This window comes from Mucilaginibacter sp. OK283 (assembly GCF_900110415.1).
Classification (GTDB): domain Bacteria; phylum Bacteroidota; class Bacteroidia; order Sphingobacteriales; family Sphingobacteriaceae; genus Mucilaginibacter.
This window is the reverse complement of the sequence record NZ_FODR01000005.1, coordinates 238,998-253,460: the sequence shown is the minus strand read 5'-3', so window position 1 is coordinate 253,460 and position 14,463 is coordinate 238,998. Positions and strand designations below refer to the sequence as shown.

Genomic DNA, 14,463 nt, shown 5'->3' with positions numbered 1-14,463 from the left:
TGACAGGCCTTTTAATTTTGTTCGCTCCATGACCATCGAAGAAAGAATAAAAGCATCCGAAACACGCATTTTTAAAACCGTGTTCCCCAATAACACCAACCATTACGATACGCTGTTTGGCGGCTCGGCTATGGCCATGATGGACGAGGTAGCGTTTATAACCGCCACACGTTTCACCCGAAAAAGAATGGTTACCGTATCGTCCGACAGGATTGATTTTAATAAACCTATCCCGGCGGGCACCATTATCGAACTGGTAGGCACCGTATCGCATATTGGCAACACCAGTATGAAAGTTTTGGTGGAGATTTTTATAGAAGAGATGTACTCCTTTGTACGCGAGAAGGCCATTACCGGCACATTTACCTTTGTGGCTATTGACGAGCATAAACACCCGGTAAAGGTTGTAGATTAAGGTAATTAAAATCTCTGCTTTAACTAAAACGCCTATATTTATACCCGTTAGTAAAACAATACAGGTTAGTATTCTGGCAATGGGCACGAACAACACCAATAAAAGACGAGACTTTATCAGGAAAATTGGCTTAGGTGCAATTGGCACCCTGGCCGCGCCTTATTTGTTTGCATCTCCTCAAAATGCAGTTAATGCGGATGTTGCACCCAAAACCATCCTCTTCCAGGGCGATTCCATAACCGACGGCGGGCGGTCATACGATAAAGACTGGAACCATATTATGGGCCAAAGTTTCCCGTACCTTGTAGCAGCCAGGCTTTGGTTTGATCATCCGGACCAGCAAATGATGTTTTTAAACCGGGGCATCAGTGGTCATACCGTGCGCGACCTACAGGCGCGCTGGCAAAAGGATACTTTAGATTTGAAGCCCGACATCCTGAATATTCTGATTGGTGTAAACGATGTACACCATGTAATCCACAATAACAATCCAACTACGGTTGATCAGTTCAGGGACGATTATGATGCCCTGCTTAATCAAACTAAAACCGCGCTCCCCGATATAAAATTGTTGATTTGCGAACCATTTATTTTGCCAGTTGGGCAGGTAAATACCGATTTAAAACGCTGGCAGGACGAAATAGCACCGCGACAATTGGTAGCCAAGCAACTTGCGGAAAAATACAATGCCGTTTTTATACCGCTGCAAGCCATATTTAATGCGGCACTCAAAAAAGCACCAGCCGAATTCTGGATCTGGGATGGAGTGCACCCTATGCCGGCCGGGCACGAATTGATAGCCCGTGAATGGATTAAGGCAGCAAAAAAGAATTACGGTTTCCCGGCTTAGTTAAACTGCAAACAGTTGCCCCATATCCTTAAAAGCCTTAAACTCCAATGCGTTTCCGGATGGATCAAGGAAAAACATGGTAGCTTGTTCGCCGGGCAGGCCTTTAAAACGAATGTAGGGTTCAATAACAAATTTCACGTTCAGGCTTTTTAATTTAGCCTCAAGCGCAACCCAGTCATTCCATTCCAGTACCACACCAAAATGGGGCACCGGTACATCGTGACCATCAACCGGGTTAAAATGATGTTTGGCATCATCAACCGGTTTGGGTTTCAGGTGAATAACAAACTGGTGGCCATATAAGTTAAAGTCTGTCCAATTCGTATCGCTGCGGCCCACGCTGCAGCCTAAAACTTCACGGTAAAATTTGCGGGCCTCGTCCAGGTCATAAACCGGCACAGCAACATGGAAAGGTGTTATTTTGCTCATAACTATTTAATTTTAAGTCTTAAGGCAATAGTCTTAAGTGCTAAGTCAAAAAGAAAACTTGACTTCAAGGTTAGCACTTATCAAATTTATTCTTCCCAGGCTCATAACTTAAAATTCCACTTATAATTAGTGCCATCATATATATTGTTTCTTGACTTAGAACTTAAGACTATCGACTAAGGACTTCCTCAATGTAATCCTTTACGTTTTAATAATCCCCCGGTAGTATCATCCACGCTTTGCTGTACAATGAATGCCTTAGGATCTATCCGCAGGATGGTTTGTTTTAACGACGGAATCTCCAACCGGGTGGCAACGGTAAAAATAATGTCACGTGGGTCGTTTACGTGGCCATCCTTGCCGTAACCACTTTTACCCTGGTAAATGGTAACCCCCCTGCCCAACGAAAGCGTAATTGCCCGGCGAATGGCCTCGCTATGGGTAGATACTACCGTGATACCCGAATACTGCTCAATACCGTTCAAAATAAAGTCGATCATTTTGGCGGCAGCCATATAGGTTAATATAGAGTACATGGCCGGCTCAACGCCCAGCAAAAAGGCAGCAAGCCCGAATATCACTACATTGAGCAGCAAAATAAAATCGCTCACCTTTAGCAGCTGAGTTCGTTTGCTGATGAGTACTGCTGCTATCTCGGTACCATCAAGCACGGCGCCGCCCCGCATAGCCAGGCCGCTGCCCGTACCTATAAAAACGCCGCCAAAAACCGCTGTAAGCAACTTATCATGCGTTACATCCGGAAAATTAATTACTACCAGGCTTACCGATAGCAAACCAATGGCGATGGTGCTTTTTATGGCAAACCACAGCCCCAGCTTTTTATAACCCAGCCATAAAAAAGGAACGTTGATTGCAAAAATAAGTGCCGAAATAGGAATGGGCGAGATATCTGCAACCAACATTGATACACCTGTTACCCCCCCATCAATAAAATGGCTGGATAATAGGAAACCCTTAAGGCCAAAGCCGGCTGCCAGGATACCCAACCCGATAGATATTGATTCTTTGATGACCTTCATTACCTTCATGCCCAAATATAATTTATCCGGCGCTAAAACGGGTTTTAATAAAGCAGATAATTAAGAACGAATTGGTTTTGAGATGCAAAATATAAATAGTTTAAAGTGCCAAAACCTAAATATCCTAACTCCCGGCTATTTAAAAGTGCTAAACCTGTAAACTCAGTTTAGCAATAATCTCATCTGTGGTGCCTACTTCTCCAATCCTCGGGAAAATATATTTCAAACTGCTATCGTGTGCATCGGCAAACCTATCGCTCATAGCATCGCTGGCAAAGGCAATATTATAGGCAAATTCATTGGCGCTGCGGGCGGTAGCTTCAACACCTATGCTGGTAGCCAAACCGGCCAGCACAATCTGGGTAATGCCACGCTTTTGCAATTCGTCATGCAGGCCTGTTTGGTAAAAAGCGCCCCATGTTTTTTTGGTTATCCTGATGTCGCCCTCTTCTACTTTAATTTCGGGCACTATATCCAAAAAATCCGGACCAGGTACCGAACCGGCGTTTGGATTACTATCCTTGCGGGTGGCAAAAGCAGCCGAGCCTGCAGGGTTAACATTTACTATTACAACGGGCAGGCTTGCCTTACGAAAAGCTGCAAGCAACTTAGCCGAATTTTCCAATACCTGGCTCATAGGATGCGCCGTGGGCATTTGCACAACAGCCTTTTGTAAATCAATTAATACGAGTGCGGTGTTTTTATCAATTGTAGTTATCATATAATTTGCATTTATTTCAATTATCGCTGTTAGTATTCATTCGTGTCCATCAAATTCGTGAAATTCGTGTGTATCAATTCGATGTTAGTGAGTTAACAGGAGAGTGTTGCAAAGATACTTCGGTAGCTTTTTTGAGCCTCGTTTTCCTGAGGTACCTTAATTGCAACAAACCCAGCAGCAGCGCCACAAGGCCTTCGCCTAAAACAGTATCTGGAACGCCTATTTTTTGCGAGATAGCTCCTACCAGCAAGCCCCCCAAGGGCTGCATTCCAAAAAATGCCATGGCATAAAAACTGATTACACGGCCGCGCATAGCCGGATCAACGGTAGTTTGAATGAGTGTATTGCTGATGGTGATCTGGGCCATCATCCCAAAACCTGTAATAGCTGCAAACAAAAGGGCGATATAATAATTGGGCATATGCGAAAACAACGCCAGCCCCCCGCCAAAAATCAATGTACTTATGGCCAGTATCTTTTTAAGGTCTCCCCCTACTTTTAATGATGCCAGGAATATGGCGCCCGAAAATGCACCCAAACCTATCAAACTATCTATTATCCCAAAAGTTGATGCCGTTCCCTTAAAAATATCCTTGGCATAAACCGGTATCAGCGTATTAAATGGCAAAACCATCAGGCTTATTAAGGCCAAAATTACCAGCACAAACTTAATTGAAGGCGTATTTTTGATATAACTAAAGCCTTCTTTAAGCTCAAAGTAGATATTGTGCGCATGTACTTTCGGCTTGGATTGGGGCAGCTTCATTAACAATATCGAAGCAATTACAGCAATAAAACTGGCGGCATTGGCACCAAAGCACACTACATCGCCAAATTTCTCCAGCACCAGGCCGGCTATACCCGGCCCAACCAGTCTTGACAGGTTTACCATAGATGAATTAAGCGCCAGCGCATTGGGCAAATCGGCTTTATCATCAACCATCTCATAAACCAGCGATTGACGGGCAGGCACATCAAAAGCATTAATGATACCCAGAAGAGCGCTTAAACCGATGATTTCCCAAATCACGTATCGCCCAAAAAACACAAGCGCTGTAAGTAAAATGGCCTGCACCATTGATCCGGCCTGTGTAAACAGCAATAATTTATAACGATCATACCTATCTGAAACTACCCCGCCCAAAAACGAAAATAAAAACGAAGGGAACAGGCTGGCAAAAAGGGTAACCCCCAATAAAAATTTAGAATGTGTTTGCGAGTATATTACCCAGCTAACAGCGGTTTTCTGCATCCAGGTGCCTACCAATGATATGGATTGCCCGGTAAAATAGAGCCTGTAATTCCGGCTTCTAAATGCATTAAAAGTGTTTATATTCATTACTCCCCTATCCTTTAAAAAAGGCTTTATTCAAAATCAACAATTTTTGTTAGCGGGCCAATGGCTTTTTTTATCAATTCCTGTTCCTCGGGTGTACAGGTTGCAGCTATGGCTTCATTAAGCCAGGCGTTGCGCTCGTTACGCACCTGGTATAGCATGTTGCGGCCAAGATCAGACAAGGTGATGATGGCCTTTCGCTTATCGGTTTCCGAGATCCGCCTTTTGATTAAACCGCGCTGCAGCAGGTTGGCCAATATCTGCGACATGCTTTGGGTAGTTATTTTTTCCATAGCCGCCAGTTCGTTAGGCAGCAATTCCTGGTGCTGATCAAGCAGGGCAATCGTCGACCGTTCGGTTAACGACAACTTGTCGGCTGTAACCGAATGTTTTCGCAGTACTTTAATCAGCCTGGTTACCACTGTACGCAAGTCGGCTGCCAGTTGAATATCTTTTTGCTCTGTCATCTTTATTATAAAGTAAACTTATAAGTTTACCTTACAAATATAAGGTAATTTTAAGCATTTGTTGAATTACCTCTATTTTTTACATAGGTGTTATATCACATTGGGTAGCTTTGCTGTGGAATTGCTGGTATAGCCATGAGTACAAAACACGATATAACTTCATTAGATGATATCAAACTATTAGTTGATACCTTTTACAATAAAATTGGCGAAGACGTTTTATTGGCTCCCGTTTTTAACCAACGCTTAGGCGATGGCTGGTTGCCCCACCTTGAAAAAATGTATACCTTTTGGCAAACCCTGCTCTTACAGGAACATACGTATAACGGCGCCCCGTTTCCGCCCCATGCACGCTTACCTATTGACGAAAAGCATTTTAATGGATGGCTGAATTTATTTACAGCCACAGTTGACAGCCTTTTTGCCGGCGAAAAGGCCGATGAAGCCAAATGGCGTGCCGGTAAAATGGCCGAAATGTTCCAATATAAAATAGCCTACTTTAAAAATAATCCGCATAATATCGTTTAGCTATTTATTTACCGGGCAATATGCGGGCGCATTTTAGTAATTTTGCCTTGTGCCGCCACCTGTTAAAAAAACACCTGCCAAAACCACAGTTCCGGTAAAACGGAAAGCTGCCGCGAAGAAAAAAACATCGTCCGCAGTTCCTACAGGATGGATATTTGCTGCTATTGGCTTACTACTCATAGTGCTTTCTCCTTTTTATTATGGCTATGTTTTAAAAACGGCAACCGCAACCTGGCGATGGATATTAGATGCCGGCGAGCCCACTAATTACCGTACCTATAAAAGTTTTGGCGTGCGCATACCGGCCAATTATACCGTGCACGGCATTGATGTGTCATCGTACCAGGGCAAAATAAACTGGCAAAAGGTAAAGCAGATGAACGAGGATGGCGTACATATCAAATTCGCATTTATTAAGGCTACTGAAGGTGTTTTAATGACTGATCCTTATTTCCAGCGCAACTGGCGCGAAGCTCCGAAGGCCGGCCTGATTTGCGGCGCGTACCATTTCTTTTTGCCCCAGAAAAGCGGCTTATGGCAGGCTAAATTCATGCTGCAAACGGTAAAAATTGAAAAAGGCGACCTGCCGATGGTTGTCGACGTGGAGAGGCTATACCGCACCACACCCGAAAAAATGCGTACCCAGCTTAAGCTGTTCATTCACCAAATAGAAACTAAAACCGGTGTAAAACCCATTATTTACACCAACTTAAGCTTTTACCGGGACTACCTGCAAGGCTATTTTGACGAGTACCCGCTGTGGATAGCCCACTATTACCAACCGCAGTTAAATGTAAGCAGCAATACCAACTGGCAGTTTTGGCAACACTCCGACAGGGCCCATATCAATGGCATTAATGAAAGAGTTGATATGAGTATTTTTAAAGGCGATACTACTGCTTTTGAAAATTTGCTGGTGAAGTAAAAAAATCACCCCGTTATCCCTTCTTTCTTATAAACATTCATCAAGCTATCGGCCCGGTACCTACGTCCCTCCTTTAAAAAGGTATAGTATGGCGCTACGAGTTTAGCGGCAGATGACAAAGGGTATTTATCCAGCAGATAGCTGTAAGCATCTTTAAAATAATCGCTTAAATTGTTTTTATCGTCCATAACCCAGGTGTTATCGGTTCCCTGGAGCAGTGCCTGCAAGTAACTTTTTTGGTTAATGGCAGCATCGGCAATGCTTATAAAACCGGGGTTGTCCTTTACAAATTGCTCCCACCATATTTCCCTGTCTACCAACCGCTTTGCGCTTATAATTATCGAAGCATCTTCAATGTAAACAGCTTTATTCTCGTTATTCAATTGCTCCAGGTACACCTTCATGACCGGCGAAACAGAATCATAAAACCACCTGGCTATAAAATCCCTGTCTTGCCCCACATAGGTATCCCCTTCTTCCATAATAATCGTAAAACCGTTATCGTTTAATTGCTTAAGGTATTTTGCAACTTTTACCGGCAGTTTGCCTGGCTTTACTTTATTGATGAGTATAGTATCGCTTCGGTCGGCACGGTTAAAATGGGTATCATCAAGACTATTATTCAGTTTATCGTAGTATGCGCTAAAAATCAAAAAAGCGGTATCGCAAGTGGCGGGTGCTTGTCCTTTAAATAAATCTGCATACCTTCTCGCGGCCTTTGTGGCATTTTCCGGATCGGTTAAATTTAAAGATTTAATAAATACCACATACTGATTAAACAAGGGGTTTGTATATTGCGCCTTATTGGTGATTGAAGTTTTAGCCGGCTTATTAGCCTTAACAGCATGTTTCGTTTCTGCCGAAGGTTGCTTTTTATGTGAACAAGCACACAACACAATTAAACACATACACTGGAGTACACAGTTTTTCATGGCAGAATGGAAGTATCTTGCATAAATATGAGCAATTTGTTTGGAAACAGAAAGCGCAACGATAAGCCAGCGATTTCACCATATACCCCGGAATCGTATCATATGCCAAAACTTTTAGCCCTGAAAGGCACCCATCATACAAGACATCTTTTATTATGAAAATATCTACATTATCTTTTTGTGCTTTATTGATTGCGCTGTTTTCTGCCTGTCATTCGGTTATAACCGATGGCACCGCCGGCAACCAGGAACAAAGCAACATACACAGTACCTATGACGATAGCACCTTAAACAATAAGATATTGCCTGTAATGATGCCGTACAACAGGCTAATTGACCCCGCCGGTAAAGTGGTGCGCTTTGGCGACCCGAATTTTGAAAACCATAGCCTTGATATCAAACTGATCCCGGGAACCTCGGTTTTAGCCGTTGAAGACCGGTACGGCATTACCCTCATAGATTCTGTTGGCAGCAAGGTGACAGCGCAATGGACTTATACCCAGGATAAACGATACAACGGATTGATGAGCACCTATTCGGGCTTAAAGGTTCATAAAAATGGTTCAGAAACACACATTTTCTGGAGCGCCGCCAATGGCGATTCGCATAAATCATTTGTGATGCAAGCCGTATGGGACGGGCAAAATATCAGTATCAAAAATGCATTTGAATTCAAACCCGCTGCGCCATCGCCACTGGCCTTGCCCAATGAACTGGTTATTAACAATGAAGCCGGTACCGATTATTTATATGTGGCTTTAAACGGCAACAACCAGCTTGTAAAAATCAATCTAAGCACCGGCCAAACCATTTATACCAAACCAACCGGGGTAGCGCCTTATGGCCTTGCGCTTGTTGGGCAACGCCTGTTCATTACCAACTGGGGCGGTGCCGAACCTGCCGATACAACCAGCAGGGAAACCGCGGGCGTACCTTATGGCAAAACCTACATCGACCCAAAAACAGGCGCAACAAGTACCGGGAGCGTACAGGTATTTGATATTGCAAGCGGTAATGTATTAAACGAAATCCCGGTTGGCCTGCACCCCAATGTTATCATAGCCGATAAAAGCAACCGCTTTTTATATGTTGCCAATGCCAACAGCGATAATGTATCTGTAATAAATGCCACAACATTAAAAGTGATTGAAAATATCCCTGTACGGCTAATGCAGGATAAAAACGGCTACATCGGCGATTCGCCAAACGCTTTGGCGCTTAGTGGAGATGGACACACGTTGTATGTTGCCAACGGGCTTGATAATGCGGTTGCGGTAGTTCAGCTTGGCTCAACTTCATCAGCCAATGGCAAGGGCAAAACAGCTGTTAAAGGCTTTATCCCTACCGAGGCTTATCCCGGCGGCTTACTGGTTGTTGGTAACACCCTTTTTGTAACCAACCTGGAAGGCGAAGGATCAAGGGTAAGCACCAAAGAGTTTAAAGCCGGGCCGCAGGTACCTGATGATGTTACCGCTTATAACTCGCACCACGAAAAGGCTACGGTATCCATCATCCCCTTACCTGATGATGAGTTATTAAAAACATATACCAACCGTGTTAAAACGCTTAACCTCACCTTCAGGCAGGATATAGCCCAACTGGTACCGCGCAAAAACATAGCACCAAAGCCAATGCCCGACCGTATTGGCGAACCATCGGTATTTAAGCACGTGCTATACATTATCAAAGAAAACCGCACTTATGACCAGGTTTTAGGCGATTTGCCTAAAGGTAAAGGCATGCCCTCGTTGTGTATTTATGGCGATAGCATCACCCCCAACCAGCATAAACTGGCCAAAGATTTTGTATTGCTTGATAATTACTATGCATCCGGCAAATGCTCGGCCGAAGGGCACCAATGGACTGACGCCGCCATGGTGACCGACTACGTAGAAAAAAACGTGCGCGCCTGGTTCCGCAGCTACCCGCATGTGCAGGAAGACGCGTTGGTGTACGACAAGAAAGGTTTTATATGGAATAACGCCGCCGACCATGGTAAAAAAGTAAGGATCTACGGCGAGGCATCGGCACCGCATTATGATGAAAAATTAAGCTGGACGGATATGTACAATAACTATAAAGCCGGCATCCCGCTTAAGTTTTATAACACCAGTACCATATCAAGGGTGAGACCCATGCTATCGCAAAACTACCCCGGATCGGACGAGTTAAAAATAACCGACCAGGTACGGGCCTCGGCTTTTATCAGCGAGTTAAAGGGCTATGAAAAACAAGCCGGCGATGAACTGCCCGAACTGATGGTAATGGCGCTATCAACCGATCATACGCAAGGTACCCGGCCAGGCCTTCCTAAACCGGAAGCAATGGTGGCCGATAACGACCTTGCCCTTGGCCGCATTATTGAAGCCGTATCCAAAAGCCGTTTCTGGAAAAACACCGTGATATTTGTTACCGAGGATGACTCGCAAGCCGGGTGGGACCACGTATCTGCTTACCGTACAACCGGTTTTGTGGTAAGCCCGTACAGTCAATTGCAAAAAACCGTATCAACCAATTATAATCAAACTTGCGTTGTACGGTCGATAGAACAAATATTGGGCATCCCGCCGATGAATATTATTGATGCGACAGCTTTGCCCATGTTCGGCTGCTTTAGCGACAGGCCAGCTGCCTACACTTACAACGCTGTGCCAAACCGCATCCCGCTAAATAATATCAACCCTAAACTTGCCGCGCTTAAGGGGCAAGCTTTATATTTTGCCAAAGCATCATCAAAACCGGAGTTTGACCACATTGACGGCGGCAACGACGACATGCTGAACCGCATTTTATGGTATGCCGCAAAAGGCAAAAAAAATTACCCCACAAAATTAGCGGGCAAAGCCGGCAAGGATGATGATGACGATTAATAAGGCCCTGGAGATGCCCCCCTCTTTCTTGATAAAGCGCGGAAAATTGGCGCATTGATAGCTGCATTGAATGTGGTGATGCCGACAGGAAAAACGGGGCCGAGGAGCGTAAAGACGATAGTTATATGCGTGGTAGCTGGCTGTAGGCTGACTTATTTTCCCGACCAATTACCCCGGCGGTTCAAAGCTTGCCCAATAAAAACTGTGCAAAAAATTAAATTTCGAAATTGATGCCCTGTTTTTGAAGGTGGAAATATTTTTCCTGGTTAAAACGGAACAGGTTTCCCGGCCTGCCCGCTCCCTCAAGCACTTGTTTTTCTGTTGTTTCTTCCAGGAAACCAAACTTGATGACCTTCTTTTTGAAATTACGCCGGTCCATCTCTCTATCCAACACGGCCATATAGAGTTTTTCCAGTTCGGAGAAGGGAAATTTTTCTTCCAGCAACTCGAAGCCTACCGGTTGGTAAAGGATTTTGTTTTTGAGGCGATCATGTGCCGCGCCAATAATCGTATTATGATCAAACGCCAGTTGAGGGACTTTTTTTATATTGAACCAGGCCGCCTCGGCGGCGTCGGTGGCAGCCTTAATCTCGAATGCATCCGGTTTAACCAAGCCATAGTAAGTGATGGAGATAACCCTGTTACGCGGGTCGCGACCCGGGTTGCCAAAACTATATAGCTGTTCCAGGTAGTTGATGCTGATGCCGGTTTCTTCTTTTAGTTCGCGTTGTACGGCATCCTCTAATGATTCATGGTTGTCCACCAGGCCGCCGGGCAATGCCCATGTATTTTTAAAAGGATTGATGTTGCGTTTAATCAGCAACACGGATAGTCCTTCTTTGGAGGTATATCCAAATACTACGGCATCAACGGCTACTTTAATATCCTGTGTGGTGGGCATATTGCAAAGTTATCAATATGCGGAAAATTTACGCAAATTATTCAGTAGCGGAATTTAATATGTGGGCGTTGCCTGCGGCCGGGCCATTCGCTCATACGTCACAAGGCGTTACGTTCAGGCCGGTATCCGCTACTGTCCCTAACGCATTGTCTGAACCTGAATTTATAGAATTAAAGAATTAGAATAATTTTAAAAGCAAATTCGAGAAATTCTGAAAGTCTTTTGTCCGAATGTCAAATCTTGATACTTGATACTTACTACTTGATACTTACCACTATCCCTCATACAGCTCCAATGGCAAAGCATCCGGGTCTGCAAAGAAGGTAAAGCGTTTACCGGTAAGTTCATCCACCCGGATAGGTTCTACCTCTACCCCCAATTCCTGCAGATGTAATACGGCCTCATCAAGGTCATCTACCTCAAAGGCTAAGTGGCGCAGGCCTGCAGCTTCGGGTCGGGACAGACGTGGGGCAGGGTGTGGAAATGAAAAAAGCTCAATCTGGTAGCTGTCGCCCACTTCCAGATCAAGCTTGTATGATTGCCGTGCTTCGCGGTAAACCTCGCGCACTATTTTTAAACCAAGTATCTCGCTGTAAAAATGTTTCGACTTTTGGTAGTCGCTACAAATAATGGCGATGTGGTGCACCCGGTTCAGTTTCAGCATTATTCGCCTAATATTGAATGTAACACATTGCTGTGTACCATTTTAACATCGGTAACGTGGCCAAATAGTTCGCCATCTACATTCAGGAAACCGTTGTTTACAGTACCCAGCAGGCTAAACTCCGTTTCGCTGGTGGCCATAAACTCTACAAAACGTTCCTGCTCTTCTGGTGCTACGGTTACCACTATCCTGCCTTGCGCCTCGCCAAAAAGGAAAGCATCTTTGCGGATAGCCGCATCCGTTTCGATATCAAAGCCCAGGCCGTTTGGCATGGCGGACTCTAACAAGCAAGTATATAAACCACCATCGGCCACATCATGGCAGCTTTCAAGCACGCGGTGTTTAATGAGTTCTTTAATGGTTTGCTGCGTGGCATACTCTTTTTCGATATCGAAATACGGGGCCGGGCATGCGGTTATTTTATGCCATGAGGCCAGGTATTGCGATGAAGCGATATCATTTACCGATTCGCCTATCAGGTAGATCAAATCGCCGGGTTGTTTAAAATCGGCGGTCATGATATTTTCGGTATCTTCCATTACGCCCAGCATACCAATAGTTGGTGTTGGGAATACCGAACCGCCATCGGCAGATTGATTGTAGAAACTTACGTTACCACCGGTAACAGGGGTTTCAAACTTGCGGCAGGCATCGCCCATACCTTTAATGGCGCTTACAAACTGCCAGTATACTTCGGGATTGTAAGGGTTACCAAAGTTTAAGCAATTGGTAATTGCAACAGGCTGGCCACCGGCGCAGGTAATGTTACGTGCAGCCTCGGCAACGGCTATCGCTGTACCTGTGTAAGGGTCGGCGTATACGTAGCGTGAGTTACAGTCTGTTGTTAATACGATGGCCTTGTTGGTATCCTTAACGGCAACAACGGCTGCATCGCAGGCCAGGTTGGCTGTCATGGTTTGTACACCTACCATGCTATCGTACTGGTCGGTTACCCAACGTTTTGATGCCAGGTTAGGGTGTGCAGAAAGATGCTCGGCAACCTCAACCAAATTGGCGGGCTCGGCAACATCATCTATATTAAATTTTTTATTCTCGGCAAAGTAAGCAGGCTCGCGGTATTCGCGTTCGTAAACCGGGGCACCACCGCCTAAAACCAGGTCATCGGCAGGTACATCGGCTACTTTTTCGCCGTGCATGTAGTACTCTAAACGCTGGGTATCGGTAACCTCGCCTATGATGGCGCAATTAAGGTCCCATTTATCAAATACGGCTTCCACCTCTTTTTCCCGGCCTTTATGTACCACAATCAGCATGCGCTCCTGTGATTCAGAAAGCAGAATTTCGTAAGGTTTCATGTTTGGCTGGCGGGTAGGTACCAAATCCAGGTCGATACGCATACCATGCTCGCCTTTGGCGCTCATTTCGGAGTTGGAGCAAATGATACCGGCAGCGCCCATATCCTGCATGCCAACCACGGCACCGGTTTTAATAACTTCTAAGGTAGCCTCTAACAACAGTTTTTCCTGGAAAGGATCGCCTACCTGTACGGCAGGCAAATCGTTCACCGAATCTTTGCTGATATCCTTCGACGCGAAGGCCGCGCCATGGATACCATCTTTACCTGTGGCAGAACCTACAATATAAACAGGGTTACCCACGCCGTATGATGTTGCCGAAACGGTTTCGCCCGCCTTAACAATACCTGCCGACATGGCGTTTACCAACGGGTTAACGTTGTAGCAATCGTCAAAAAACAATTCGCCACCTACGGTAGGGATGCCAAAAGCGTTGCCGTAATGGCTGATGCCTTTTACCACACCCTTAACCAGCCACTGGGTTTTCTCCAACTTGAGGTCGCCAAAGCGCAGGGAATTTAGCTGGGCAATGGGCCTTGCACCCATGGTAAATATATCGCGGTTAATACCGCCCACGCCGGTTGCAGCACCCTGGTAAGGTTCAAGGGCCGACGGGTGGTTATGTGATTCTATTTTGAAAGCGCAGCCAATGCCATCGCCAAGATCAACCAGGCCGGCGTTTTCTTCACCTGCTTTGGCCAGCATACGGTCGCTGTCTTTAGGCAGGGTTTTTAGCCAGGTGATGGAGTTTTTGTACGAGCAGTGTTCGCTCCACATTACCGCAAAGATGGATAGTTCGGTAAAGTTGGGCACGCGCCCTAATATCTCTTTAATACGTTCAAATTCTTCGGGTAGTAAGCCTAAATCTTTGGCGGTTTCAACGGTGGTTAATTCCTGGTGCTCCAAGGTAATATTGTTTTATTTTGAAAGGATGCGCAAAATTAGGAAAAAAAGCGGAAAGGCGAAAGGTAGTATTGAGATGGAAAAAAGTCCGAAAGTCCGGGAGTCCGAAAGTCGGGAAAGAGGAATGCCATCTCGCAGCTGACCGATCGGACTTCCGGACTTTTCT

Annotated in this window: 14 protein-coding genes; 5 read left to right on the top strand and 9 right to left on the bottom strand. The window is 45.2% G+C overall.

Going from position 1 to position 14,463, the window contains the following annotated elements:
• Window positions 1-28 precede the first annotated feature (28 nt).
• Window positions 29-415: an acyl-CoA thioesterase gene (locus BMX56_RS14080; RefSeq protein WP_090648882.1), complete on the top strand. Its 387-nt coding sequence runs from the start codon at window positions 29-31 to the stop codon at window positions 413-415.
• A 79-nt stretch (window positions 416-494) separates the two neighbouring features.
• The gene (locus BMX56_RS14075; protein WP_090648877.1) at window positions 495-1,265 is read left to right on the top strand and encodes an SGNH/GDSL hydrolase family protein; all 771 of its coding nucleotides are present in this window, start codon (window positions 495-497) and stop codon (window positions 1,263-1,265) included.
• Here BMX56_RS14075 and BMX56_RS14070 read toward each other — a convergent pair whose 3' ends face one another.
• From BMX56_RS14070 to BMX56_RS14050, 5 genes are all read right to left on the bottom strand, one after another.
• A complete protein-coding gene (locus tag BMX56_RS14070) occupies window positions 1,266-1,694 on the bottom strand; it encodes a VOC family protein (protein WP_090648873.1) in 429 nt (142 codons plus the stop codon). It abuts the gene before it with no gap.
• Window positions 1,695-1,882: 188 nt separating this feature from the next.
• The gene (locus tag BMX56_RS14065) at window positions 1,883-2,734 is read right to left on the bottom strand and encodes a YitT family protein (RefSeq protein ID WP_090649513.1); all 852 of its coding nucleotides are present in this window, start codon (window positions 2,732-2,734) and stop codon (window positions 1,883-1,885) included.
• A 148-nt stretch (window positions 2,735-2,882) separates the two neighbouring features.
• On the bottom strand, window positions 2,883-3,455 hold the full coding sequence (locus tag BMX56_RS14060) for an isochorismatase family protein (RefSeq protein ID WP_090648867.1): 573 nt from the start codon (window positions 3,453-3,455) through the stop codon (window positions 2,883-2,885).
• A 73-nt stretch (window positions 3,456-3,528) separates the two neighbouring features.
• Window positions 3,529-4,794, bottom strand: a complete 1,266-nt coding sequence (locus BMX56_RS14055; protein WP_090648862.1) for an MFS transporter — start codon at window positions 4,792-4,794, stop codon at window positions 3,529-3,531.
• A 26-nt stretch (window positions 4,795-4,820) separates the two neighbouring features.
• Window positions 4,821-5,258, bottom strand: coding sequence for a MarR family winged helix-turn-helix transcriptional regulator (locus BMX56_RS14050; protein ID WP_090648858.1), 438 nt, complete (start codon window positions 5,256-5,258; stop codon window positions 4,821-4,823).
• Between the two features lie 135 nt (window positions 5,259-5,393).
• Here BMX56_RS14050 and BMX56_RS14045 point away from each other — a divergent pair, with 135 nt between their 5' ends.
• Window positions 5,394-5,786, top strand: a complete 393-nt coding sequence (locus BMX56_RS14045; RefSeq protein WP_090648854.1) for a group III truncated hemoglobin — start codon at window positions 5,394-5,396, stop codon at window positions 5,784-5,786.
• Between the two features lie 49 nt (window positions 5,787-5,835).
• Complete coding sequence (locus tag BMX56_RS14040; RefSeq protein ID WP_090648850.1) at window positions 5,836-6,711, top strand: glycoside hydrolase family 25 protein; 876 nt, start codon at window positions 5,836-5,838, stop codon at window positions 6,709-6,711.
• 5 nt (window positions 6,712-6,716) lie between these two features.
• Here BMX56_RS14040 and BMX56_RS14035 read toward each other — a convergent pair whose 3' ends face one another.
• On the bottom strand, window positions 6,717-7,493 hold the full coding sequence (locus tag BMX56_RS14035; RefSeq protein WP_143065445.1) for a hypothetical protein: 777 nt from the start codon (window positions 7,491-7,493) through the stop codon (window positions 6,717-6,719).
• Between the two features lie 305 nt (window positions 7,494-7,798).
• Here BMX56_RS14035 and BMX56_RS14030 point away from each other — a divergent pair, with 305 nt between their 5' ends.
• Window positions 7,799-10,513 carry a bifunctional YncE family protein/alkaline phosphatase family protein gene (locus BMX56_RS14030; protein WP_090648840.1) on the top strand — a complete coding sequence of 905 codons (2,715 nt, stop codon included), beginning with the start codon at window positions 7,799-7,801 and terminating at the stop codon, window positions 10,511-10,513.
• Window positions 10,514-10,727: 214 nt separating this feature from the next.
• Here BMX56_RS14030 and BMX56_RS14025 read toward each other — a convergent pair whose 3' ends face one another.
• The 3 genes from BMX56_RS14025 to purL form a co-directional block, all read right to left on the bottom strand.
• Window positions 10,728-11,414, bottom strand: coding sequence for an NUDIX hydrolase (locus tag BMX56_RS14025; RefSeq protein WP_090648835.1), 687 nt, complete (start codon window positions 11,412-11,414; stop codon window positions 10,728-10,730).
• A gap of 274 nt (window positions 11,415-11,688) precedes the next feature.
• Window positions 11,689-12,078: an SMU1112c/YaeR family gloxylase I-like metalloprotein gene (locus BMX56_RS14020; RefSeq protein ID WP_177183811.1), complete on the bottom strand. Its 390-nt coding sequence runs from the start codon at window positions 12,076-12,078 to the stop codon at window positions 11,689-11,691.
• Window positions 12,078-14,300, bottom strand: a complete 2,223-nt coding sequence (purL, locus tag BMX56_RS14015) for a phosphoribosylformylglycinamidine synthase subunit PurL (RefSeq protein WP_090648831.1) — start codon at window positions 14,298-14,300, stop codon at window positions 12,078-12,080. Before purL ends, BMX56_RS14020 begins: the two co-directional genes overlap by 1 nt.
• Window positions 14,301-14,463 lie beyond the last annotated feature (163 nt).

Coding starts and splice junctions, on each gene's coding strand:
- BMX56_RS14070 (WP_090648873.1), bottom strand. CDS start 1,694: ATGAGCAAAATAACACCTTTCCATGTTGCTGTGCCGGTTTATGACCTG.
- BMX56_RS14050 (WP_090648858.1), bottom strand. CDS start 5,258: ATGACAGAGCAAAAAGATATTCAACTGGCAGCCGACTTGCGTACAGTG.
- BMX56_RS14025 (WP_090648835.1), bottom strand. CDS start 11,414: ATGCCCACCACACAGGATATTAAAGTAGCCGTTGATGCCGTAGTATTT.
- BMX56_RS14065 (WP_090649513.1), bottom strand. CDS start 2,734: ATGAAGGTCATCAAAGAATCAATATCTATCGGGTTGGGTATCCTGGCA.
- BMX56_RS14060 (WP_090648867.1), bottom strand. CDS start 3,455: ATGATAACTACAATTGATAAAAACACCGCACTCGTATTAATTGATTTA.
- BMX56_RS14055 (WP_090648862.1), bottom strand. CDS start 4,794: ATGAATATAAACACTTTTAATGCATTTAGAAGCCGGAATTACAGGCTC.
- BMX56_RS14080 (WP_090648882.1), top strand. CDS start 29: ATGACCATCGAAGAAAGAATAAAAGCATCCGAAACACGCATTTTTAAA.
- BMX56_RS14020 (WP_177183811.1), bottom strand. CDS start 12,078: ATGCTGAAACTGAACCGGGTGCACCACATCGCCATTATTTGTAGCGAC.
- BMX56_RS14045 (WP_090648854.1), top strand. CDS start 5,394: ATGAGTACAAAACACGATATAACTTCATTAGATGATATCAAACTATTA.
- BMX56_RS14030 (WP_090648840.1), top strand. CDS start 7,799: ATGAAAATATCTACATTATCTTTTTGTGCTTTATTGATTGCGCTGTTT.
- BMX56_RS14075 (WP_090648877.1), top strand. CDS start 495: ATGGGCACGAACAACACCAATAAAAGACGAGACTTTATCAGGAAAATT.